The organism is Streptomyces sp. S.PNR 29, from assembly GCF_030386795.1.
GTDB lineage: Bacteria > Actinomycetota > Actinomycetes > Streptomycetales > Streptomycetaceae > Streptomyces.
Genome location: NZ_JANUQM010000018.1, coordinates 76,445 through 100,123 on the forward strand (window position 1 = coordinate 76,445; position 23,679 = coordinate 100,123).

General features: G+C 73.2%; 17 protein-coding genes and 1 pseudogene. 10 read left to right on the top strand and 8 right to left on the bottom strand.

All coding sequences use genetic code 11. The features are described 5' to 3' along the window. Positions 1 to 21: 21 nt before the first annotated feature. From NW895_RS36535 to NW895_RS36545, 3 genes are all read right to left on the bottom strand, one after another. On the bottom strand, positions 22 to 2,529 hold the full coding sequence (locus NW895_RS36535; RefSeq protein ID WP_289941188.1) for a VCBS repeat-containing protein: 2,508 nt from the start codon (positions 2,527 to 2,529) through the stop codon (positions 22 to 24). Positions 2,530 to 2,632: 103 nt separating this feature from the next. Next, a complete protein-coding gene (metG, locus tag NW895_RS36540; RefSeq protein ID WP_289941189.1) occupies positions 2,633 to 4,348 on the bottom strand; it encodes a methionine--tRNA ligase in 1,716 nt (571 codons plus the stop codon). 154 nt (positions 4,349 to 4,502) lie between these two features. After that, complete coding sequence (locus NW895_RS36545; RefSeq protein WP_289941190.1) at positions 4,503 to 6,143, bottom strand: VWA domain-containing protein; 1,641 nt, start codon at positions 6,141 to 6,143, stop codon at positions 4,503 to 4,505. A 277-nt stretch (positions 6,144 to 6,420) separates the two neighbouring features. On the opposite strand from NW895_RS36545, the gene NW895_RS36550 reads away from it, so the two are divergent. Then, entirely contained in the window at positions 6,421 to 8,481 is a 2,061-nt protein-coding gene (locus NW895_RS36550; RefSeq protein ID WP_289941191.1) for a PhoX family protein, read from the top strand. Positions 8,482 to 8,547: 66 nt separating this feature from the next. Here the strand turns inward: NW895_RS36550 and NW895_RS36555 are convergent, their stop codons facing one another. From NW895_RS36555 to NW895_RS36565, 3 genes and pseudogenes are all read right to left on the bottom strand, one after another. Further along, positions 8,548 to 9,546, bottom strand: a complete 999-nt coding sequence (locus NW895_RS36555; protein ID WP_289941192.1) for an endonuclease/exonuclease/phosphatase family protein — start codon at positions 9,544 to 9,546, stop codon at positions 8,548 to 8,550. 44 nt (positions 9,547 to 9,590) lie between these two features. Next, positions 9,591 to 9,998 (bottom strand): annotated as a pseudogene (locus NW895_RS36560) (hypothetical protein); the annotation flags it as partial. Positions 9,999 to 10,036: 38 nt separating this feature from the next. Then, on the bottom strand, positions 10,037 to 10,486 hold the full coding sequence (locus NW895_RS36565) for a hypothetical protein (RefSeq protein ID WP_289941193.1): 450 nt from the start codon (positions 10,484 to 10,486) through the stop codon (positions 10,037 to 10,039). Positions 10,487 to 10,659: 173 nt separating this feature from the next. Here NW895_RS36565 and NW895_RS36570 point away from each other — a divergent pair, with 173 nt between their 5' ends. The 4 genes from NW895_RS36570 (at position 10,660) to NW895_RS36585 (ending at position 16,722) form a co-directional block, all read left to right on the top strand. Further along, a complete protein-coding gene (locus NW895_RS36570) occupies positions 10,660 to 11,715 on the top strand; it encodes a hypothetical protein (protein WP_289941194.1) in 1,056 nt (351 codons plus the stop codon). Positions 11,716 to 11,821: 106 nt separating this feature from the next. Next, entirely contained in the window at positions 11,822 to 12,274 is a 453-nt protein-coding gene (locus NW895_RS36575) for a hypothetical protein (RefSeq protein ID WP_289941195.1), read from the top strand. A gap of 3 nt (positions 12,275 to 12,277) precedes the next feature. Continuing rightward, on the top strand, positions 12,278 to 15,319 hold the full coding sequence (locus NW895_RS36580) for a substrate-binding domain-containing protein (protein WP_289941196.1): 3,042 nt from the start codon (positions 12,278 to 12,280) through the stop codon (positions 15,317 to 15,319). Continuing rightward, positions 15,319 to 16,722, top strand: coding sequence for an extracellular solute-binding protein (locus NW895_RS36585; protein WP_289941197.1), 1,404 nt, complete (start codon positions 15,319 to 15,321; stop codon positions 16,720 to 16,722). The genes NW895_RS36580 and NW895_RS36585 overlap by 1 nt, the downstream gene beginning before the upstream one ends. Before the next feature lie 9 nt (positions 16,723 to 16,731). Here the strand turns inward: NW895_RS36585 and NW895_RS36590 are convergent, their stop codons facing one another. Next, the gene (locus NW895_RS36590) at positions 16,732 to 16,920 is read right to left on the bottom strand and encodes a hypothetical protein (protein WP_289941198.1); all 189 of its coding nucleotides are present in this window, start codon (positions 16,918 to 16,920) and stop codon (positions 16,732 to 16,734) included. A 108-nt stretch (positions 16,921 to 17,028) separates the two neighbouring features. Here NW895_RS36590 and NW895_RS36595 point away from each other — a divergent pair, with 108 nt between their 5' ends. The 4 genes from NW895_RS36595 to NW895_RS36610 all read left to right on the top strand — a co-directional run bounded on the left by NW895_RS36595 (position 17,029) and on the right by NW895_RS36610 (position 21,317). Continuing rightward, complete coding sequence (locus NW895_RS36595) at positions 17,029 to 18,369, top strand: transcriptional regulator (RefSeq protein WP_289941199.1); 1,341 nt, start codon at positions 17,029 to 17,031, stop codon at positions 18,367 to 18,369. Between the two features lie 107 nt (positions 18,370 to 18,476). Then, the gene (locus NW895_RS36600) at positions 18,477 to 19,466 is read left to right on the top strand and encodes a permease (protein WP_289941200.1); all 990 of its coding nucleotides are present in this window, start codon (positions 18,477 to 18,479) and stop codon (positions 19,464 to 19,466) included. Next, complete coding sequence (locus tag NW895_RS36605) at positions 19,463 to 20,203, top strand: TIGR03943 family protein (RefSeq protein ID WP_289941202.1); 741 nt, start codon at positions 19,463 to 19,465, stop codon at positions 20,201 to 20,203. Before NW895_RS36600 ends, NW895_RS36605 begins: the two co-directional genes overlap by 4 nt. 364 nt (positions 20,204 to 20,567) lie before the next feature. Continuing rightward, on the top strand, positions 20,568 to 21,317 hold the full coding sequence (locus NW895_RS36610) for a GAF and ANTAR domain-containing protein (RefSeq protein WP_289941317.1): 750 nt from the start codon (positions 20,568 to 20,570) through the stop codon (positions 21,315 to 21,317). A 56-nt stretch (positions 21,318 to 21,373) separates the two neighbouring features. Here NW895_RS36610 and NW895_RS36615 read toward each other — a convergent pair whose 3' ends face one another. Beyond that, entirely contained in the window at positions 21,374 to 22,147 is a 774-nt protein-coding gene (locus NW895_RS36615) for a hypothetical protein (RefSeq protein ID WP_289941203.1), read from the bottom strand. Between the two features lie 307 nt (positions 22,148 to 22,454). Between NW895_RS36615 and thrS the strand changes: the two genes are divergently transcribed. Continuing rightward, on the top strand, positions 22,455 to 23,669 hold the full coding sequence (gene thrS / locus NW895_RS36620; RefSeq protein ID WP_289941204.1) for a threonine--tRNA ligase: 1,215 nt from the start codon (positions 22,455 to 22,457) through the stop codon (positions 23,667 to 23,669). The last annotated feature ends 10 nt before the right edge of the window (positions 23,670 to 23,679 follow it).

Sequence of the window (23,679 nt, forward strand, 5' to 3'; positions counted from 1 at the left end):
ACGAATCCCCTCCGGAATGCTTCAGAACAGACCCTTGTAGCCGCCGTAACCGGCGCTGATCCTGGTGCGGGCGCCGAAGGAGCCCTTGCCGTCACCGTTGTTGCGGTACAGGTACCCGGCACTGTCGCGGGACACGATGTCCGCCTTGCCGTCCCCGGTGAGGTCGCCGACACCGACTACGGCGTTGTACGAGCCGCCCCACGAACCGAACAGCTTCACCCGGGACTTGAAGGTGCCGGAGCCGGTGCCGAGGTAGCGGTACAGGTTGTTCGCGGTGTCCTGGGCGATCAGGTCGCCGATGCCGTCGCCGTTCAGGTCGCCGACGCCGACGACCTTCTTGTACGTCTTCCAGTTGTCGTACAGCTTCACGCGGGCGGACAGCGTGCCCGTGCTGGTGCCCTTGTAGAGGTAGACCGCGCCGGTCGACGCGTTGCGGGCGATCAGGTCCGGTCGGCCGTCCTTGGTCACGTCGCCGGGCGAGGTCAGCACGTCGTACTGCTTCCAGCCGGTCGACGAGATGGTCTTGTACGCCGTCGAGGTGGTCGGCGCGGCACCGCAGCCCGGCGTGTACCGGCGGAGGGCGTCGCCCACGCGGATGAGCAGGTCGTTGCAGCGGTCGCCGCTCAGGTCGCCGAACGGTACCGCCTTGATGCTGGTCGACCAGCCGGAGCCGGACTTCTTGCCGTAGAAGTCGCCGTTCGGTATCTCGCCGTACTGGAAGGTGAGCGTGCCCGAGGAGTTGAGGGTGAGCAGGTCGCCGATGCCGTCGGGGGAGCCTGCGGCGCTGCCGAAGTCGCGGACGACGGCGGCTCCGCCGGTCACGGTCAGCTGACCGGTCGCGAGCGTGGAGGTCGCACCGGTGCCGGCGTGCACGGCCTTCAGGGTCCAGGTCAGCCGGCCGTTCGGGGCGAAGGCGCCCGAAGACGTACGGCCGTTCCAGGAGGGGGCGATGCTGGTGCCGCCCGGGGCGCCGGTGAGGGTGCGCAGGGTCCGGCCCGCCGGGTCGGTGAGGGTGAGCGTCCACGACGAGACGGCGGTGTTCGTCGTCCACGTCGGCTGCCACACGGCGCTCGTGTTCGTCGAGCCTTTCAGGTTCGCGGACGCCGGTACCGACTGGGAGATGACCTTGAGCGCGGGCCAGGCGGTGCGGGAGGCTTCCAGCCGGGTGCTGTTGTCGGACCATGTCCTGCTCCACACGGCCGTGGCGGCGCCTGCCGAGCTCGCCGCGATCTCGCCGTGCACCGCCTCCTGGACGTTCCCGACCTGGCGGGCGGCGGACCAGGAGCCGTCGGTCAGCGTGGCCTCCATGAGGCGGCGGCTCTGCTGGTCGGCGGTGGACTGCGTCCACAGGGCGTGGACCGAGCCGTCCCGAGCGATCGACACGTCGTACTGCTCGGGGACGTAGGCCGTGGACAGGGTCTGCGGCGCCGACCACGCCCCCGTCGACTCGTCGAAGGTGGTGGTGCGGACGCTGGAGTTGGTGGTCCAGTCGACCCAGACCAGAGTGATGTCACCGTCCGGGCCGATCAGCGGCTCCGGCGGCTCGGACGGGTCGTCGACCCCGGTCGCGGCGGTCTGCGGGGTGCTCCAGTCGGAGGCCGCGTCGTTGCGGCGAACGGTCTGGAGGTTGCCGCTCGGGTCCTCCCACACCAGGTGGACGGTGCCGTACGGGCCCGAGGCCAGGGTCGGCGCGCCCGTGCCCGGGGTGGGCTGGGTGAGCTTCGCCGGGGTCTGCCAGGCGTCCGCGCCGGCGGGCTTCGCGGTGGTCATCACCGTGCTGTTGCCGTCGACCATCCGGTACGCCACGACGGTGCCGCCGTGCGCGTCGAACGCGATCTGCGGGCTGAGCGCGTCCCCGCCGTACGCGGCGGCGTTGCTGACCTTGACCGGGGTGGCCCAACCGCCGTCCCCGGAAAGGGTGGTGGCGTACGCCTCACCGGTCCGGGAGGCCAGCGGGCGGGCCCGCCAGGTGGCGCCGAGGAGGCCGCCGGGTCCCTCGGCGAGGTCGAGCTGTGTGATGTCCAGCTTCTGTGCCACGCCGACGACCTCGACGGGCTCCGACCAGGCCGACGCCTGCCCGGCGGGCAGAACCGAGGCGACGACACGCGTCTCGTTCGTGCCGGAGAAGGGCGAGGGCTGGTTCGGGTGCTCGGTCCACAGTGCGGTGACCGACCCGTCCGCCCGCGCCACGACCCGTACCTCGCTGTCCTCGGTGGGCGTGGTGGCCAGCAGCACCGGGGCGCTCCACGTGTCACTGCCGGACGGGCGCGTCGCGGCGTAGAGATAGCGCGTGTAGTCGGTGGCGGTGAGCTGGTTCCAGACGGCCACGGCGGTGCCGTCCGGGGTGACGACGACCTCTTGGACGTCGGTCTTCTCGCTGGTCAGCGTCACCGGGCTGGTCCACGGCGGCAGCGCGGTCGCCGCGACGGCCGGTGTGGCCGGGAGCGCGGCGGCGCCGGTCAGGACGAGCGAGGTGGTGACGAACGCGGCGGCCACGGCACGGCGGCGTGGCAGGGCAGATCTGCCCATGTGTGGTGGTCCCCTCCCTCGGAGGGCCCCCGCCCTCCGCAGGGGAACCATAAGGGGAGGGGACTCCGGGCTGTCCAGCCGTCCGCGCCGCAGGTGAAGCGGGTTACTCCGACTCGCCGCCGAAGCGGTCCTTGTAACCGGCCAGGTCCTCGTCGGTGAGCTTCGCGAAGAGAACCGGGGGGACCGTGAAGGGGGTGCCCGCCGGGACCGAGGCCAGGGTGCGCGCCTCCTCGGGAGTCACCCACGTCGCCTTGTCGTCCGTCAGGTCGAACGCCGCGCGCATCGCCGCCGCCGTCGTCGGGATGAACGGCTCGGAGACCACCGCGTAGAGGTGGATCAGGTTCATCGCCGTGCGGAGGGTGAGGGCGGCACCGTCCTTGCTGGTCTTGATCTCCAGCCAGGGGGCCTTCTCCTCCAGGTAGGAGTTTCCCGCCGACCACAGGGCGCGCAGGGCTGCCGCCGCCTTGCGGAACTGGATGGCCTCCATGTGGCCTTCGTACTCCGCGAGCAGGCGCGCGATGTCCTCGCCGAGCCTGGCCTCCGCCTCGCCCGGTTCGCCGCCCTCGGGGACGGCGTCGCCGAAGCGCTTGCGGGAGAAGGACAGGACACGGTTGACGAAGTTGCCGAGGGTGTCCGCGAGGTCCTTGTTGACCGTGGCCGTGAAGTGCTCCCAGGTGAAGGACGCGTCGTCCGACTCGGGGGCGTTGGCCATCATGAAGTAGCGCCAGTAGTCGGCGGGCAGGATCTCCAGCGCGTCATGGGTGAAGACGCCGCGGCGCTGCGAGGTGGAGAACTTGCCGCCGTAGTAGTTCAGCCAGTTGAAGGCCTTGATGACGTCGACCTTCTTCCACGGCGCGCGGGTGCCCAGCAGGGTCGCCGGGAACATCACGCTGTGGAAGGGGACGTTGTCCTTGCCCATGAACTGCGTGTAGTGGACGTCCGCGTCCGACTCCCACCACCACGAGCGCCAGTCACGGTTCTGCGGGTCCTGGTCCGCCCACTCCTTGGTCGCGCCGATGTACTCGATCGGGGCGTCGAACCAGACGTAGAAGACCTTGCCCTCGGCCGCCAGGTCCGGCCAGGTGTCGGCCGGGACCGGGACGCCCCAGTCAAGGTCGCGGGTGATGGCGCGGTCGTGCAGGCCTTCCGTGAGCCACTTGCGGGCGATGGAGGAGGCGAGGACCGGCCAGTTGTCGGCGCGCTCGTCCACCCAGGCCTCGACCTCGCCTGCCAGCGCCGACTGGAGCAGGAACAGGTGCTTGGTCTCGCGGATCTCCAGGTCGCTGCTGCCGCTGATCGCCGAGCGGGCGTCGATCAGGTCCGTCGGGTCCAGGACGCGGGTGCAGTTCTCGCACTGGTCGCCGCGGGCCTTGTCGTAGCCGCAGTGCGGGCAGGTGCCGATGATGTAGCGGTCGGGCAGGAAACGGCCGTCGGCGTTGGAGTACACCTGGCGGATCGATCGCTCCTCGATGAAGCCGTTCGCCTTCAGCTCGCGGGCGATCTCCTGGGTGATCTCGTGGTTCTGCGGGGATGAGCTGCGGCCGAAGTAGTCGAAGGCCAGGTTGAAGCCGTCGTAGATGGCCTTCTGGGCGTCGTGTGCCTGCGCGCAGAACTCGTCGACCGGGATGCCCTGCTCCTTCGCGGCGAGTTCCGCGGGGGTGCCGTGTTCGTCCGTCGCGCAGATGTAGAGGACCTCGTGACCGCGCTGTCGGAGGTACCGGGAGTACACGTCCGCCGGGAGCATGGACCCCACCATGTTGCCCAGGTGCTTGATCCCGTTGATGTACGGAAGGGCGCTGGTGATGAGGCGTCGAGCCATCGCGGGCTGCTCCCAAGTCGCTACGTGGGGTGACGACAGTCGATTTTCGGGGTCGTCTGTGTCGTTTACGAACTTTGAAATCGTAGCTGACGTGGGTGCGCCGCCCGCTTCCCGTTTTCCGGGTGGGAAGGGGCGGCGCTGGTGGGTGTGGGTGCTACGGGCGCCAGTCGGCCAGCACGCCCTCGTAGAGCTCGGCGTCCGTGAGCTCGCGGGGGGTGGGGCCCGCGTGGAAGAAGGACGTGTTGTCGGTCTTCAGCTTGCGGAGGTAGTCGAAGGCCTTGTTCTCCGGGTCGCCGAACGCCACGAAGGAGAAGAAGACCTGGGGGTGCTTCTTCGCCGCGTCCGTGAGGGACTGGGTGGCGGGGGTCTTGGCGTCGGGGGCGCCGTCCGTCTGGAAGACGACGAGGGCGGGGGACTTGGGGTCGGCGGACTGGCCGTGGTGCGTGAGTACGGCTTCCACGGCCGCGTGGTAGCTGGTACGGCCCATGCGGCCGAAGGAGTTGTGGAGGGTGTCGATCTTGTTCTCGTGGTCGGTGAGGGTGAGCTCGCCGGTGCCGTCCACTTCCGTGGAGAAGAAGACGACGTGGACCGTGGCCTCGGGGTCGAGGTGGGCGGCGAGGGCGAGGGTCTGCTCGCCGAGGGCCTGGGCTGAGCCGTCCTTGTAGTACGGGCGCATGGAGGCGGAGCGGTCGAGGACGAGGTAGACCTTGGCGCGGGCGCCGGTGAGGTTCTTCTTCTTGAGGGTGGTGGCCGCGGCCTTGTAGGCGGTGGTGAGGCCGGGGGCGCGGGAGCGGAGGCGCGCGGCGGGGACGGCGGGCTTGCCGGCCTCGGCTTCGCCTTCGGCCGGGGTGGTCCCACCGGCGGCGTCCGTGGCGCTCTCGTCGTCGGGGGCGGGGGCCTGCGGGGCTTGTGCGTCGTCGGCCGGTGCGGGCTCGGGGGTGGTTGCGGTCGGGGTGTCGTTCCCGCCCGCACCACCCGTGGCGTTTTCGTCGTCGGGTGCGGGTGGCCCCTGTGGGGCGGCCTCGCCGTCGGCGGCTGCGGGTTCGGGGGTGGTGGTCGGCTCCGCTTCGGCCTCGGGGGCAGCCTTGTCCTCCGGTTCCGGCTCGGCCGTGGCGGTGTCTTCGGACTGCTCCGGCTCAGCCGCCGCAACCGGCTCGGCCGCCGGCGTCGGCTCGGTGTCCGGCTCGGTCTCGGCCCGCGCTTCGGGCTCCGCCTTCGGCTCCGGGGCCGCTTCCGTCTCGGCCTGGGGCTCCGGCGCCGGCTGCGTCTCCGGCTCCGCCACCGTTTCCGGCTCAGGCTCCGCCACCGTCTCCTCAGCGGCCGCCGGGGTCTCGGTGGCCGTCGGCTCCTCAGCGGTCGCCGGGGTCTCGGCGGCCGTCGGCTCCTCAGCGCCCGCCGGCGCTTCCGTGGCCGTCGGTGTCTCCTCGGCCGCCACCGTCTCCTCAGCGGCCGCCGGGGTTTCCGTGGCCGTAGGCGTCTCCGCCTCCGTCGGCTTCTCGTCCGCCGCTGGCCGCTGTTCGGCCTGCGTCTCCCGCTCGTCCGGCTGTCCCGGCCTCGGGACTGTCACGTTGTTGAAGGCGGCGGAGACGAGTTCGTGTTCGCTGCGGGGTTCGGGGACGTGGGGCTTCGGGTCGGCGGACGGGGACGGGGACGGGGACGGAAGGGTCGGCTCGGGGGCAGGAGCCGGGGGCTGTGCCGCCGGCGTCTCCTGCGAAGTCGTCGCATCCTCCGCTTCGGCGGCCCGTGCTTTGCGTGACCGGCCGAACGCGTTCCGCAGGAGAGTGAGAATGCCCATGTGCGCAACCCTTCGCTGAGGTGAAGCCCGTCAATCCCTGGCCAGGACGGACACGTAAGGTTAGCTGCCCCGGCTTGTGATCTTGTGCAGGGTCTGCCACGGAAGCCCGCCGTCGTCAAGGGCCGCATCCCGTCTCTCTGTGCGCCCTCGCCCCGGACGCCTCCAACTTCCTTCCGGCTGCCGGGGGTTCACCCGCTGTTCACCCGGCCGCCCGACTCCCGCACGTATGCGCCCCTACGGTCACGCTGACACCAAGGGCATCCCAGGGGAGAGCAAAGTGCGCAAGCTGCTGCCGTTGATCGGAACGCCGTCCGGATCCCACCCCGGCGGCCGGTCCGCCATGACCTGTCGCTTCCGGTGTGGTGACGCCTGCTTCCACGAGGTGCCCAACACCAGCTCCAACGAGTACGTCGGCGACGTCATCGCCGGCGCCCTCAGCCGCCGCTCGATGATGCGCGCCGCCGCCGCGGTGACGGTTGCCGCCGCGGGTGCCGGGGCCGCCGGCGTCGCGGGTGCCCCGCAGGCGCACGCCACCCCGACGGCCTCCGGCCCACAGCGCGGCGCGCGCGGGCTGCGGTTCACTCCCGTCGCGCCCAACACCACCGACGCCGTCACGGTGCCCGAGGGGTACCGGCAGAACGTCGTCATCCGCTGGGGCGAGCCCATCCTGCGGGGCGCGCCCGCCTTCGACCCGGAGAAGCAGACCGCCAAGGCGCAGGCCGGGCAGTTCGGGTACAACTGCGACTTCCTCGCGCTGCTGCCGCTGCCGGGTGAGCGCGGCCGGCAGCTCCTCGTCGCCAACCACGAGTACACCGACGAAGTGCTCATGTTCCGCGGCTACGACGCCGCCGACCCGACCCGCGAGCAGGTGGAGATCGCCTGGGCCGCGCACGGGCTGTCCGCCGTCGTCGTCGAGGAGGACCGCCGTACCGGCAAGCTGACCGCCGTGCCCCGGCACCACCTCAACCGGCGGGTCACCGCCACCACCGAGTTCCGGCTCACCGGGCCCGCCGCCGGGTCGGACCTCCTGAAGACCTCCGCCGACCCGACCGGTACGAAGGTGCTCGGCACGCTCAACAACTGCTCCGGCGGCACGACCCCCTGGGGCACGACCCTGCACGGCGAGGAGAACTTCAACCAGTACTTCGCCAACAGCGGGCGGGCGACCGACAAGCGGTACGGGATCGGGACCGGGGCCACCGAGCGCAAGTGGGAACGGTTCGACAAGCGGTTCGACGTCGCCCAGGAGCCGAACGAGCCGCACCGGTTCGGGTACGTCGTCGAGTTCGATCCGTACGACCCGGCCTCGACGCCCCGCAAGCACACCGCCCTGGGCCGCTTCAAGCACGAGGCCGCCAACATCCGGCTCACCGCCGACGGCCGTCCCGTCGTCTACTCCGGCGACGACGAGCGGTTCGACTACTTCTACAAGTTCGTCAGCAGCAAGCGGATGAGGAAGGGTTCCTCGCGGGCCGTGCGGGAGCACAATCTGTCGCTGCTCGACGAGGGGACCCTGTACGTCGCCAAGCTCACCGGCGACTCCCCGGCCATCGAGATAGACGGCACCGGCAAGCTCCCGTCCGACGGGGAGTTCGACGGCAGCGGCGAGTGGATCCCGCTGGCCACCGCCACGGCCGAGGGTGCCGTCTCGCACGTCGAGGGCATGACCGCCGAGGAGGTGTTCGTCTTCACGCGGCTCGCCGGTGACAAGGTGGGCGCCACGAAGATGGACCGGCCGGAGGACATCGAGCCGAGCCCGGTCACCGGCAAGGTGTACATCGCCCTCACCAACAACACCAACCGCGGTGTCGGAACGAACGCCAAGGCGGACGAGGCCAACCCGCGCAATGCCAACAAGCACGGGCACGTCCTGGAGCTGACCGAGCGCTGGAACCGGCCGGAGAGCACGAAGTTCGCCTGGTCGCTGTTCCTGGTCGCCGGTGACCCCGACGACCCGGCCACCTACTTCGCGGGCTTCCCGAAGGACAGGGTCAGCCCCATCTCCTGCCCGGACAACGTGGCCTTCGACCCGTACGGCAACCTGTGGATCTCCACCGACGGCGCCCAGCTCGGGTCGCACGACGGCCTCTTCGGGGTCGCCACGCGCGGGGAGCGGCGCGGTGAGCTGAAGCAGTTCCTGACCGTGCCGAAGGGCGCGGAGACCTGCGGACCGATCATCCAGGACCGGCGCGTGCTCGTCGCCGTACAGCACCCGGGCGAGGTCGACGGCGCGTCCGTGGAGAAGCCGGCCAGCACCTGGCCCGACGGTCCCGGCACCTACGTCCGCCCGGCGGTCGTCGCGGTGTGGCGCGAGGACGGGCGCGACATCGGCGCCTGATGCCGGCCGGCCGCCGGTCGGCTCGGGGGCGCCCGTGGCCCTACCCGGCTGCGGGCGCCCCCGCCGTCATGCCCGCCGGTGGAGCGTGAGGTCGACGACCAGGGCGCGGTGGTCGGTGTCGGCGAGGTCGAGGAAGCGGGCGCTGCGGGCGGAGAAGTCCTCCGAGACCAGGACGTGGTCGATCTGGGCGCCGAAGGACGGCGCGGTCCGGGACGGCCAGGTGGCGGTGCGGTCGGCGCCGGTCAGGCGGGCGGCGTCCCGCAGGCCGGTGTCGAGGATGCGGCGGAAGGCGGAGTGGTCCTGGGAGGCGTTGAAGTCGCCGGCGAGGACGGTGGGGGTCGTCGTGTCGCCGGCGGCGTAGGCGCGCAGCGCGCCGAGTTCCGCGCGCCAGAGCCCGGTCTGGCCGGGGAGCGGCGGCATGGGGTGGGCGAGCTGGAGCCGTACGGTGTGTCCGCGGACGTCGGCGGTGGCTCCGGGCATGCCCATGGTGCCGGGCACCCCGGCGGTGCCCCGCAGCGGGAAGCGGCTGAGGATGACGGAGCCCTCCGAGCCGCCGCCCTCGACGGCCCGGCGATGGGGGTAGGTGTCCGCGAGGGCGCGCTTCAGCGCCGCGTCACAGCTGTACTCGCACTCCTGTACGAACACGATGTCCGGTTTCTCGTGCCGCACCGCGGCGATCAGCGCCCCGGTGCCCTGCCCGAACTCGACGTTCGAGGTGAGCACCCGCATCTCGGCGACCGGGCTCCCCGAGGGCTCGCCCGCCTTCCCGTACGGCTCGATGAACCATGCCAGCAGCCCGAGCACGGCGATCCCCCACACCGCCCCGGCCCACCAGCGGGCGAGCAGCGTGAGCAGCAGCCCCACGCCGGTGGGCAGCAGCAGCCACGGCAGGAAGGCGAGCAGTTGCGGCACGGGCGTGATGCCGTCACTGTCCGCGACCCGGAATCCGAGGACCACGCTCACCGCCGCGAACAGCAGCCCGGCGCACCCCGGCCCGAGCCGTCGCCCGCCCCGACGTCCCGGCACGTCACCGGTCACCGGCACCCCGGCAGCCGCAGTGTCCACACCCCCGGCCCTTTCCCTCGTGGATGGGATGCCCGAATCATCCCTCAAAGACGTGGGGCGGGGGCGGAAGGTTGTTCCGGAGCGGGTGCTCGCCGGCGTCGTGGGAGGGGCCCGTACCGGCCGGTGAGCCAGGAGGCCAGGCAGACCGACAGGCCGAGGGCGACCAGGATCCAGGAAGCGGTGCGGAGGGTGGCGGTGTGGGCGTCGTAGACGGCGACCGCCGCGGGGCGGTGGGGGCCGGCGGGCACCCCGGTGACGATGAGCCGGCGGCCGACCGCCACGGCCGCGACGAGCAGCGCGCCGCCCAGGGCCGTGCCGAGACCGGTGGCCGTGACCGCGCGGCGACGGCAGACGGCGACGGTGATCACCGCGACGGCGAAGGCGACGGCCGCGAGCGGCAGCCAGCGGGCGGCGAGATCGAGCACCTGGCACCCCTTCCGGAACCGGCTCACTCGTCCAGCCGAACGGGCGACCCCGCCCGTCGACGGCGTCATGCGATGCGGTGGCCCTCCGCGTCCTCGTGCGTGTAGTAGCGGTAGAACAGCACCACGAAGAAGCCCGCGGCGACCACCAGCGCCACCACGGTGGACCACGCCACGGTCCGGCCTGCCTGGCTGAACAGGAAGCCGAACGCGCAGCCGGTGAAGGCGAACCAGAGCAGCGCGCGCAGCTCACGCTTCAGACGCGGGGCCACCGCCCGTACGGCGACGTACAGCACCGCGAACGCGAGCGCGCACAGGAAGCCGAACAGGACGTTCCAGCCGGTGATGGGCCCGCCGTCACGTCGGTTCGCCGCGGCCCAGTAGCCGTAGACGAGCCCCAGCAGGACGGGCGTCGCCCACTTCGCGGCCGTGTGGACCCGCTCGCTGAAGACGTCGGGCGCGGGGGCCCGCCCGGCCCTCGCGCTCACCTCGGCCGGTGTGGGTGCCGCATGAGCCATGAGAGCACTCCTCTCTCTCCGCCCCTGCCTACCAGGGCACACCTGGGGGCCGCCCGTGGCAAGTCGGCGGAGGCGGGTTCGCGGCACCGTGGTTGCAGCCCGGCGCCCCCCTTTGCAGCCGCAGCCGTTACCGTGCTGCCGTAAGTGATCGTGTATGTCGGGGGGAGGGCACCATGCCCGGAACCGTGCTGCTGCTGGCGGCCGCGCCTGTGGGCAAGGGGGGTCTGGTGGACGCGGCATCCGTGCTCCCCGTGCTCGCGGCCGTGCCGCCCGCCGTCCTGGCCGGTACCGACACCGCGAACGTCGTCGAGCTCGCCGACCCGCTGGAGCCGCAGGCCGTGCTGACCCGGCTGCGGGCGGCGGCCGCGGCCCCCGGTCCGCTCACCGTGTACGTGACCGGCCAGCTCCAGCTGGACAGACGCCAGCGGCTGCCGCACCTGGCGCTGGCCCGCACCACACCGGCGACGGTCCGTTACACCGCCCTGCCCTGGCACTGGGTCCGGGAGGAGCTGCGGCTGCGGCCGACGGGTGCGACGACACTCCTCCTCGACCTGCACGCGGACGCGGAGACCTGGGAGTGGCTGCGCTCCCACCCGCTGGACTCGGGGCGGAACAACGCCGTCTACGGTCGCGTCGCGCCGCCGCCCGCCCGGCGGACCGTGGCGACGCCGTCGTACATGAAGGCCGTCGCCACGATCCTGCGCAGCGGGCACCGGCCGCCGCTGGAGCAGCTGCATCAGCAGGCGCTCGGGCGGATCGCCCCGGAGAGCGGGGGAACGGACCTCGTGCTGACCGCGCCGGGTCCCGTCACCGGTGACCCGCACGCCGCGATCACCGCGGCCGTGCAGTCCGGCCGGCACGCCGACGCCGACGCGCTCGCCGCGCGGCACGAGCAGGCCGCCGTACGGGCGCACGGGCCCGCGTCGGAGGAGGCGCTGCACTGGACGGAGGTCCGGGCGGACCTGGCGATGTTCGCGGGGGACCCGGTGCGCAGCTGCCGTACGTGGCTGGCGGTGGCCACCACCCGGCTGAACGCCGGGCAGGCCCCGGACACGCCCGCCGTGGAGGCGGCGGCCGACCGGGCCCACCACCAGTGGAGCCAGATCCACGACACGGCACGGGTCCGTGAACTCGGGGCTTCGCTCGCCGAGTTGCGGGGGAGGGTGCCGGGCCGGCGGGCGGGAGCCCTGGACGACGTCCAGCGGCGCCTGGCCGGCCTCGGCGTGTGACCCGACCCGGCGCGCGAACGAGAAAGCGCTACCGCAGGAGCTCCCGAACCCTCCCCAGTGCGCAAGTGCGATGCCATGATGGTGAGTTATGGCTGAGGGGGATGGAGTGGCAGCCCGTAGCGTCCGCGTGCGGCTGGACGGCGCCACCGAAAGCGATGTCGGGGCCCTGCACAAGTGGCTGGAGCGGGAGAAGCCGCTCGACGAACTGGTCCGTGCCGGCAAGTTGCAGATCCATGAGCGGCCCCGGACGGACGCCGACGAGACCGGGACGCCGATGGGCGTCGACCTGGAGATCGTCGTCACGGTGCTGGAGACCACCGTCCTCCTGGTCGAAGTGGTGGACCTGGTGAGACGGGCCGTGGATGCCTGGAAGCGCAACCGCAGCCAGGTGGAGGACGGTGCTCCGCCGCAGGTCAGCGTCGACCGGGAGGGCCCGGCGGAGCCGGTGGTCCCGGAGGACCGGGCGGCCCCGGAGGGCCGGGAGGACCCGGAGCCCGGACAGGCCGACCGCCGTGACACGGACGACGGTGATCCGCCCGTGGCCCGTGCCGAGGGGTAACCGGTGACCCGTTTCGACCCGCGTCGTCGCGTGAACCGGGCGCTGCTGGTCGGTGTGTCCGAGTACGACTTCACCGAGCCTCCGCACGGCGTGCCCGGCGATCTCCCGGCCGTCAAGCACAACCTGAACCAGCTCTTCGAGGTGCTGGGGCACGGGCGCGTGTTCGGCGAGGACGAGATCAGGGTGAAACGGTCGCCGTACCAGGGCGGCTTCAACCGGGCGCTGAGCGCGGCCGCCGCGGAGGCCGAGGGCGTGCTGCTGTTCTACTTCGCCGGCCACGGGGCCATTCCCAGCGGGGCCGACGAGCTGTTCCTCCAGATGCGCGACGCGCGGGTGATCCGGGGCGGGCACGCGGTGTTCCTGGGGGCGGAGCGGTTCACCGACGTGCTCGCGGTGCTGGACACCAGCCCGGCCCAGCGGATCGTGGTGATCCTCGACTGCTGCAACGCGGGAAACGCCGCCTGGATCTGGGAGCAGTTCCGCGGCAAGCGGCGTGTGCTGCTGCTGATGAGCGTGCAGACCAACAACCGCATCGACGCGGGGGATCCTCGTACGCCGACGCCGTTCACCGGCGAGCTCGTCGAACTCCTCGGTGGTGGCGGGGAGTTGTGGTTTCGTGACCTCGCGGACCACCTGCGGGAGCGGATGGCCCGGGGCGGATATCGGACCCTCCGCCGCGAGCTCTGGGAGCCGCAGTCGCGGGCCGAGCACGGTGAGGACGTGCTGTTGTCGGCGCGCGCGGTGCGGCGGACGTCCGGCAGACCGGGACTGGCTCCGCCGGGGGGAGGAGCCGCGGACGGTGGGGAACGAGCGACGCCCGGGCAGCCGGGCCGGTCGGGCGACGGGCAGGAGCAGGACACGCCGGAACAGCGGGGCGGGGACGACAGACCGCAGCCGCAGCCGCAGCCCGAGCCGCAGCCCGTGCCGGAGCCGATGCGGAAGCCCGAACCGCAGCCCGAGCCGCGCCCTGTGCCGCGAAGCGATCCGGAACCCGAGCCGCGCCCTGTGCCGCGAACCGATCCGCAGCCCGCGCCGCAACCCGATCCGCAGCCCGCGCCGCAACCCGGTCCCCAGCCCGCGCCGCAACCCGAGGGGCACTCCGAGCCGAAGCCCGAGCCCCGACCCGCCCCGGAGCCAGGTCCCCAGACCTCGCCGAACCCCGGTCCGGACCCCACCCCGAATCCCGGCCCGGATCCCACCCGGCAGCCCGAGCGGGACGAGTCACGCGACCTCACCCCGCCACCCGGACCCCGGCCGGCCCTCCTCGCCGCCCTCCTCACCCGGGCCAAGGCCGTCACCGCCTGGTTACGGATCTCCCGCCCGCCCGGCCTGGTCCGTCCCGGCAGCCGCCCCCGCCGCCGGACCGTCACCGGCGTCGCCCTCCTGCTCGGCGCAGCCGTCCTGGGCGCGGGTGTGTACGCCCTGATCCGCTTCGCCGTCGACGGCGGCGCCTCCTGCGCTCCGCCCGTGGAGCTGCGGGTCCTGGCCGACCCCGACCTCCAGCGGACCGTTCGGGCCGCCGCGGACGCGTATCTGACGTCGGAGGAGAACACCATCGGCGACGGCTGCCGCCGCAGCGGCATCACCGTCTACAGCGCGGGCGCCGACGACGCGGTCGACGCGTTCCGCAAGCAGTCCACCCTCTGGCAGGTACCGCCCGACGAGAAGAGCAACCCGCAGCGTGACGTCGGCCCGCAGCCGGACATCTGGATCCCCGCCTCCCCCGCGGACGTGGCCCGGGTCAGGACGGGGCAGGACACGGACGCCGTCGCGCGCCTGGAGCCGGACGAGGAGCCCTTCGCCTACTCCCCGATCGTGCTCGCCGTGCCGCAGGACAAGGCCGCCGAGCCCCTGTTCGAGCGCGTCGGCCCCTCGCTCACCACGATGATCGACGAGCTGCGCGGCCGTGCCGAGGACACCGAGGTGCGCCGCCCCGACCCGGAGTTCACCGACACGGGCCTGCTCGCCACGATCGGCCTGTACGGCCCCGGTGCCCCCGATCCCGCCGTCGCGGAACGCCGGATCGCCCCGGGCGCGCCCTCGCCCACCGCCGCCGACCTGCTGTGCACGCTGCCCGACGACAAGCCCGTGGACGAGCGCACCGCGGCTCTGGTCCCCGAGTTCCTGCTGAAGAGCGGCGTCGACTGCGACAGCGACCGGCGCATGCCGCGGATCGCCCAGTACCCCGGCGACGTACCCGGCTTCGAACCCCTCTTCGTCCGTGTCCGCTGGCAGGGCGCCCACCGCGACGAGACCGACCGGGACGAGGCGGCCGACGGCTTCCGCGCCTGGCTCACCGGCGAACCGGGGCGTGCGGTGCTGGCCCGCGACGGCTTCCGCTCGGCCACGGCCGGCCGTCCGCTGCTGGACCCGGAGGCCGACACCTACGGGCTGACGCTCGATCCCACGCCGCTCGACCGGTCCGCCGGGGGCGACGAGATGGAGAGGACGCTGACGAAGTACCAGGGCGCCAACGGGCCCGGCCGGGTGCAGTTCCTGCTCGACAGCTCCGGTTCGATGGCCGACCTGTGGGAGGGGCCCAGTGGCGGCCCCGGCCTGCTGAAACAGTCGCTGGGCGGGCTCGGCGGTCGGGACGAGTACGGCGTGTGGGCGGTGTCGGGTCTCGGAGAGAGGTCGTACGAGACCCTGCTGCCCTTCGGACGGCACACCCGCAAGAGCGCCGAAACCGCCGTCGGCGACCGGGCCCGGGTGCGGGACGCCGAGGCCGACCCGCACGCGGCGCTGCTCGCCGCGCTGGACGACATGAGGCAGCGCGGCGGCGACCGTCCCCGGCTGATCGTCTACGTGACGGACGACGAGGACGTCGGCCGGGTGACCGGCGACCGGCTCGACGAGGTGCTGGCCGAGGTCCGTTCGGCGAAGGTGCCGGTGGCGATGGTGTCCCTGGTGGGCGGCGGCTGCGACAAGGGCAAGCCGGACGCCGAGATCTCCGCGGCGAGCGGCGGCCGCTGCATCGACGCCGACGAGGACCTCGGCGCGGCCCTGCACGACGAGGTCGCCCGCACCGGAACGGGGGAGCACTGATGGCCCGACTGTCCCGACTGTTCCGGCGGCGGTTCGCCGTCCTGCTGGCCCCGCTCACCCTGGTCCTGGTGGCCGCCTGCACCGGCGGCGGAAGCGGCGGTGCGGCACCCTCGCCGTCCGCCGCCGGGCCCGGACCCATCGTGATCGCCAGCGGCCGGGACGTCACCGGCAAGAACGGCATCCGCCAACAGCTCATCGACGCCTGGAACGAACGGGAGAGCAGGGCGGACACGGGCTACCACGCCCGCCTGGTCGAGCTCCCCGGCAGCGCCGACGAACAGCGCAGCCAGCTGCTCGGCGCCCTGCAGTCCGGCAGCGCCGCCTACGACGTGGTCAACCTGGACGTGACGTGGGTGCCGGAGTTCGCCGCCGCGGCCCTGATCCAGCCGCTGCCGAAGGACATGATCGACGGCGATGTCATCGAGTCCGTGGCCAGCACGGCCTCATGGGACGACGAGGTGTACGCGGTGCCGTTCAACAGCGACGTCGGGCTCCTCTACTACCGGCGTGACCACCTGGAGCAGGCCGATATCCGGCAGACCGACCTGAGCGGCGGCCTCACCCAGGACCAGCTGGAGGGCCTGATGAACACCCTCAACGACCGGCGGCCCGAGGACTACGAGAAGGGCTGGACGACCCAGCTCGCCGCCTACGAGGGCCGCACGGTCAACGCCGTCGAGGCGTTCGCGTCGGCCGGCGTGACGCTCACCGACGAGGACGGCCACTACGACGCGACCGTCGACGAGCTCACGCAGGGCATCGCGGAGCTGCGCCGCCGCACCGACGACCCGTACACCCTTCGCGACGACGACGCCGACGGCGGCGGCTTCGGATTCGACGAGGCCGCCTCCCTCAACGCCTTCACCGACGGCCGTACGGCCTTCCTGAGGCACTGGCCGTACGCCTACCGCACCCTGCACCAGTCCTTCGACAAGAAGCAGCTCGGCGTGGCCCCGCTGCCCGGCCGGGCGGTGCTCGGCGGCCAGAACCTCGCGGTGACCGCGACCTCGCAGCGGGCGGACAAGGCGGCCGAGCTGATCCGGTTCCTCACCGGCCGGGAGAGCGAGCGCTGCCTGCTGGACGCCGGGTTCGCCGCCACCCGCCGGTCGGCCTACCAGAACGACGACGTGCGCTGCACGGTGGCCGCCACGACCCCTTCGGCCTCCCCCACCGGCGAGAGCACCGACGACATGCCGCGAAAGGCCGGCCGCCCCGCCTACGCCGAGAAGATCCTGCTCCCGGCCCTGGAGGACGCCGTCCAGCGCCCCCGCACCCCTCTGTACGGGGCCTTCACCCAGACGTTCACCGCGAAGCTGGGTCCCCTGTTCGCCCAGAGCCCGCCGACGGACACGGCCCTGGCGCAGTCCCTGGACGAGGCCCTCCGCAAAGCCCTCCCGGACTAGGGCACCGGACTAGGGCGCCGGTCTGGGTGCGTGAGGCGCCGATGACGTCGGGGCCGTGAGCTGCCGGGACTGGTCCGTCGGTCTGTCCGTTGCCCTTGCCGGGCCGGCGTTCGCGGCCAGGACCAGGGCGGTCACGGCGACTACGGAGGCGGCGAAGCCTCTGGCGTAACGCTCGGCGGTGCGTGTGCGTTCGAGCACGGCGACCTCGCAAACGACCAGTGTCAGCGGTGTATTAAGCATGTTTAACGCCCGGTTTAACCTAGGGCTGTCGGAGCCGAACGGCAAGGGCCGCAGGGGGAGTTGGCAGTGGGGAATCGTGACGATCCGGCGACCATAGGTCACCGGGTGCAGCGGTTACGCGTCGAACGCGGGCTGACGCAGAGGCAGTTGGCGGAACCGGTGTACACACCCGCGTACATCTCCACGGTGGAGGCGGGCCGCGTCCGCGCCTCCGACGGGGCCCTGCGGCACATCGCCGGACGGCTCGGCGTCGCCTATGAGGAGCTGGTCACCGGCCGCCCGGCCCGCCTCGCCACCGACCTGCGGCTGCGGCTGACCGAGGCCCAGCGCACGCTCGCCACCGGTGAGGCGGAGAAGGCCGCCGAGCAGTACCGGCAGCTGCTCACCGAGGCCGAGACCCACGAACTTCCCGAGCTGCGGGCCACCGCACTGCTCGGCCTCGGGGAGTGCGCGCTGGAGGGCGGGGAGCTGCTGGCCGGGCGGCAGTACTTCGAGCGGGCCGAGGAGTGCCTGGCCGACGTGCCGTTGCCGGGGCGCGTCCCGGCGTTGCGCGGGCGGGCCGTCGCCCACTACCTCGCCGGTGAACTGCGGTACGCCGTCTACCTCATCGAATCCACCCTCGACGAGCTGAACCGCAGCGGGCTGCACGACCCCGACGCGCTGCTGCTGCTCTACGCCAGCGCCATCGGGCCCTACATGGACATGGGCGCGCAGGCCCGCGCCGCCCAGGCCGCCGAGTACGCCCTCGCGCTCGCCCCCCAGTGCGGCGACCCGGCGCTGGTGGCGCGCATGCACCGGTCCGTCGCCCGCACCCTCCTCGCCGAGGGCCGCCTCGCCGAGGCCGACGCCGCGCTGGCCAAGGCGGCCGAGCTGTACCGCACGCTGCACCTGCGCACCGAGCTCGCCAACTGCCACTGGATGCGCGGGTACGTGTACGCCCAGGACGGCCGGCTCCAGCAGGCCGAGGACGAGTTGCGTCAGGCCCTGGACATGCTGTCGGCCCAGCGCGCCGCCCTCTACAGCAGCCAGGTCACGGTCGAGCTGGCCGACGTGCTGCACCGGCGCGGCAGGTCCGAGGAGGCCGCCGCGCTGCTGCGGGGCGTCCACGACCTGTCCTCCGAGCGCGGCGCCGTGCACTCCGCCGCCGCGCACCGGCTGCTCGGCATCATCGCCGAGGACGCCGGGGACACCGACGCCGCCGAGGAGCACTACGTCCGGGCGCTGAGCCTGCTGGAGCGGGCGGGCGCGGCCGGTGACCTGGCCGACCTGTGCCGGCTGCTGGGGGACCTGCTGCGCCGGACGGGCCGGGTGGAAGCGGCGCTCGACGCGTACCGGACGGGACTGGGCCACCGCAGGGCCCCCGGCACGACCACCCTCGGTCCGGCGCCCGCCCAGCCGCCGCTGTGATCCACAGCCGGTTCCCCGGTGAAGGCCCCGTGACGCACAGCGGCACCGGCTAGCCTGCGCGGGGAGCCGGGACGAGTGGGACGAGGCGCGTGGAGAACCGACGAACTGTGGCCGACGGCCTCCGCCTCGCCGTGCGCGCGCTGGTGTACGCCGTCCTCGGCGGGACCGCGCTGATCGCCATCGTCACGGTCGTGTCCGTGCTGGGGCCGATGCTCGCGCTCGACCTGTACACGCCTGCCGTGGCCGCCTGGTGGACCGTCTTCACGGCCGTCGTCGTCCAGGGCGTGCCGTTCCTGCTGCTGGGCACGGTCGTGTCGGCGGGGATCGGGGCGTTCGTGCCGGAGCGGGTGTTCCAGCGGCTGCTCCCGCGCAACCAGGCGCTCGCCGTGCCGGTCGCGGGCGCGGCCGGGGTCGTACTGCCCGGCTGCGAGTGCGCGTCCGTGCCGGTGGCCGGGAGCCTGATGCGGCGGGGTGTCGCCCCGGCGGCGGCCCTCGCCTTCCTGCTGTCGGCGCCCGCGGTCAACCCGGTGGTGCTGGTGGCCACGTCGATCGCGTTCCCCGGTCAGCCGGCGATGGTGCTGGCGCGGCTGGCCGCCTCGCTCACGGCGGCCGTGGTGATGGGCTGGCTGTGGATCCGGTTCGGCAAGGACGAGTGGCTGCGGCTGCCGAAGGGGCGCCGGAAGTCCGGGCCGCCGTCCGGCTGGAACGGCTTCCTCGCCGGTCTGCGGCACGACTTCCTGCACGCCGGCGGCTTCCTGGTGGTGGGCGCCGCGGCGGCGGCCACGTTCAACATCGCCGTGCCGCGTTCGGTGCTGGACGTCTTCACCGGGTCGGCATGGCTCGCGGTGCTGCTTCTCGCCGTCCTCGCCGTCGTGCTGTGCGTGTGCAGCGAGGCGGACGCGTTCGTCGCAGCCTCGCTGAGCGGCTTCCCGCCCACCGCGCGGCTGGCGTTCATGGTGGTCGGGCCGATGGTGGACCTGAAGCTCGTCGCGCTGCAGACGGGCACCTTCGGCCGGTCCTTCGCCGTCCGGTTCTCCGCCACGACGTGGGTCGTGGCCGTGACGAGCAGCGTGCTGGTGGGGTGGTGGCTGCTGTGAGGCGGTACGGTCCGGCGGCCCTCCTCGCCCTCACCGGGGCGGCGGTGCTGCGTGTCTCGCTCTTCAGCGACCTGTACCTGCGGTACGTCCAGGCGGCGCTGCGGCCGTATCTGGTCGTGTCCGGGGTGACGCTGGTGCTGCTCGCGGCGGCCACGGCGGTCACCACCGGGCGGTCCGCCGACGGTGACCATGACGATGACGGGCACGAGGAAGACGGGCACGGCCACGGCCCCGCCGGTCCCCGCGCCGCCTGGCTGCTGACCCTCCCCGCGCTGGCCCTGCTGCTGTTCCCGCCCCCGGCGCTCGGCTCCTACAGCGCCGAACGCGAGGCGGCGCAGCGCGCGGCCCAGGGCGTCGGTACCTTTCCGGCGCTGCCGTCCGGTGACCCCGTGGAGCTGACGCTCGCCGAGTTCGGCTCCCGCGCGATCTACGACAGCGAGCGCTCCCTGACGGGCCGTACCGTCCGCCTGACCGGCTTCGTCACCCACGGCGACGACGGCACCTGGTACGTCACCCGCCTCCTCGTCTCCTGCTGCGCCGCCGACGCCACGACCGGCAAGGTCGAGGTCCGCACCGCCGGATCCGACGGTCCTCCCCCCGCCGACACCTGGGTCACCGTCACCGGCACCTGGCACCCCAGGGGCGAGCTGGGCTCGGACGCCGCCTGGCCGCCGGTCCTGGACGCCACGGACGTACGGCGCGTCGCGCAGCCGGCGAACCCGTACGAGAAGCGCTGACGCGGCCCGTGAGCCGCCCGCACGTCATGCACGGCCGGGGCGGCATGCCGTGCGTGCGCGGCCCCACCGCAGGTGGCCGCGTGGCGAGGGCGCGCGATCCCCTCCGCGCCCGGCCCGGCGGCGGCCGGTCGCGGAGGCCGCCGCCGACCGAGTCGGTGGCTGAAGTGCCCCACACGCGCGGGTGGGGGGTTTCGCCCCCTGGGGCAGGGGTATTCGGGGCTCGTCTCCCGGGCAGGCGGCGCTCTCGGCCTGCCCTGGTCCGGGGACCCGTCGATGTTGCTGGCCTCGGTGTTCGAAGGAGGCGGTGGCCGTGCGCCCCAGGGACGACCGCTCCGGCGGCGGACCGAGCGGCGACGAGCCCCGGTTGTCCGGATTCGGCGCCGAACGGTTCCGGCGGCCGGGCCAGGCACACGCCGCCGATGTGATCGCCGAGGGGGTGCGCGGCGCCCGGCCCGGTGAGGTGCCGGGACGCCTGTGCGACGTCGCGGTGGAGCTGCTGCCGGTGACCGGGGCGAGCGCGTCGCTGCGCAGCGACGGCGTCCCCGTACGGCTGTGCGCCAGCAGCCGGCAGGCCTCGTACGTGGCGGAGCTCCAGGCCACCCTGGGCGACGGCCCCTGTGTGCACGCCGCCGAGACCTGCGCACCCGTGCTCGCCTGCGACCTGACCGCCGGCTACGACGCCCGCCGCTGGCCCGTCTACGCCCAGCAGGCGACGGCCGCCGGAGTGCGGGCCGTGTACGCGCTGCCGCTCGGCAACGACACGGTGTGCGTGGGCACCCTCGACCTCTACCGCGACACCCCCGGCCGGCTCACCGACCGCCAGCTGCGCACCGCACAGCTCGTGGCCGGCGTGATGACGGTGGCCCTGACGGCGCTGCAGCACGACGAGGAGCACGACCCGCTGGACGAGGATTCCTGGCTCAGCGGCCTGGCCACCGACCACGACGAGGTCTACCAGGCCGTCGGCATGATCATGGCCCAGCTCTCGGTGAGCGGTGAAGAGGCCCTGTCCCGGCTGCGCGCCCACGCCTTCGCGTACGGCCGCACGGCCCTGGACGTGGCCCGGGACGTGGTCGCGCACCGCAAGCGGTTCGACCAGGACGAGGACCTCTAGGACAGGCCCTGGTGGGACAGGCCCTGGAGCGGTCCACGGCCGGCCTGTGGAGGCCGCTAGATCTCCACCCGCCCCTGCTTCCTGATCTCCGTCAGCCGCTGTGTCCCGAGTTCCACGGCCTTCCATGTGGCGTCGGCCGGTACGTCGCCCTGGCCGCCGTTGGTGAGGCTGATCGTGTGCTCGCCGACGCGGACGGCGGCGACCTCCACGGTGAGGAAGGTGGGCTCGCCGTCCGCCGTCTCGCCGCTCAGCGTGACCCGCAGGCCCTGCCGGGCGTCCCCGGCGTTCGGCAGCGGAAGGCCGGTGACGTGGACGCGCTGCTCGTCCCCGCTCCGGGTCACGGCCGTGAACCGTTCGCACCGGCCCGGCAGCGCCCTCAGCCAGGCCAGCGTGCGGTCCGCGTCCGCCGGGCGGTGGGCGGCGACGCGGTAGCGCAGCTGGGTCTCGTGGTAGCCGTCGTCGAGGCCGACCACCGCGTGCGGTCCGGTGGCGGCGCCGAAGACCTCCTCGGTGTACAGGACGTCGAGCAGCCGGTGGCAGTCGGGGTCGTCCGTGTCCGCCTTGAGCAGCCGGTCGCGCCAGGTCGCGGCCCCCTGCGTCGGCATCCAGGGCTCCCCCAGATCGGCCTCCGAGATCAGGGCGGCCCGCACCTGCTCCTCGGTCAGGGCGCGCGGTTCGGCGGACGACGGGGCCGTGGCCCGGGACCGCGTCGAGCCGGGCGCCGACGGTGCCGCGTCCGGGAACGCGACGGAACAGGCCGTGGCGGTCAGCAGGGCGGCCGTGGCGAAAGCGGAGGCGACGAGGACGCGGGCGGCCGGGGGGTGGTGCATGGGGGTGCCTCCTGTGGGCCTTTCAAGATCGGGTACGTGTCTCCAAGGGAGCACCGCGCGGGGTCGGCCACCAGCGTTCCGGGCCGTACGGGTGAGGGGCGGGGCGGCAGCGGCGTGAATAATCCGTCGCTCGCGCCGCCGCCCCCTTGTTACGGTCCCCTCATGAAGCGCGCCCGCCCCTCCCTCACGACGACGCCGGAGAGTGTCCCGGCGCGCTGACAGCTGACTGTCCGAGTCCGAAGCCCCGGGGCGAGCGCCCGGGGCTTTCGCGTGTGGTGCTCGCCCTCCCCGCCCAGAGGAGCCCACCGTGCACGACCACCGACGTCTCGGCCGTGACCTCGGCCTGTTCGACACCGACCCGCTGATGGGTGCGGGACTGCCGTACTGGCTGCCCGACGGCGCGATCGTGCGCCACACCCTGGAGGAGTACGTCCGCGAGGCGGAACGCCGGGCCGGGTACCGGCACGTGTACTCGCCCGTCCTTGGCAAACGCGAGCTGTACGAGATCTCCGGGCACTGGAACCACTACCGCGACGACATGTTCCCGCCGATGCGACTGGGCGCGGAGCAGGTCGTGCTGCGGCCCAGCCTCTGCCCCCACCACGCCCTGATCTACCGCTCCCGCTCCCACAGCTACCGTGAACTGCCGCTTCGCCTGGCCGAGTTGGGCGACATGTACCGCTCCGAGCTGTCCGGCGTCCTCGGCGGCCTGACCCGCGTACGGGCCATCCGCCTCAACGACGCGCACATCTTCTGCACCCCGGAGCAGGCGGTGGACGAGGCCCGCGCGGCCCTCGGCCTGATCCGCCGCGCCTACGCCGACCTCGGCATCCGCGCCGCCCGCTACCGCCTCTCCCTGCCGGGCGGAGGCGGCAAGTACGTCGCCGACCCGGCCCTGTGGCAGCGGGCCACCGCCCTGCTCCGGGAGGTCCTGGAAGGGGTGCCGTACGAGGCCGCCGAGGGGGAGGCCGCCTTCTACGGCCCCAAGATCGACGTACAGGTCGTGGACGCCGCCGGACGTGAGGCGACCCTGTCGACCGTCCAGATCGACCTGCACCAGCCCGAACGCTTCGACCTGCACTACATCGGCGCCGACGGCGCGAAACACCGCCCGGTCATGGTGCACCGCAGCATCATCGGCAGCGTGGAACGGGCGGTGGCGCACCTCATCGAGGAGCACGGCGGGGCGTTCCCGGCGTGGCTGGCGCCCGTGCAGCTGGTGGTGCTGCCGGTCGGGGAGGCACAGGAGGAGCGGGCGCAGGACCTGGTACGGCAGGCCGTCGGGCGCGGACTGCGGGCCGAGGTCGCCGGGCCCCGGGAGGGCACCCTCGGGGCGCGGATCCGGGCGGCGCGGCTGGTGCCGTACCAGGCGGTGATCGGCGAGCGGGAGGCCCGCGGCGACCTGGTGGCCGTACGTCTGCGGGACGGCCGGCGGGTCGGGGCCGTGTCCGGCGCGGAGCTGTTGCGGAGGATCGGGGAGCGGGTCGGGGAACGCGGCACCGAGCTCTGGCGATCCGCGTAAGGTCGCTGTC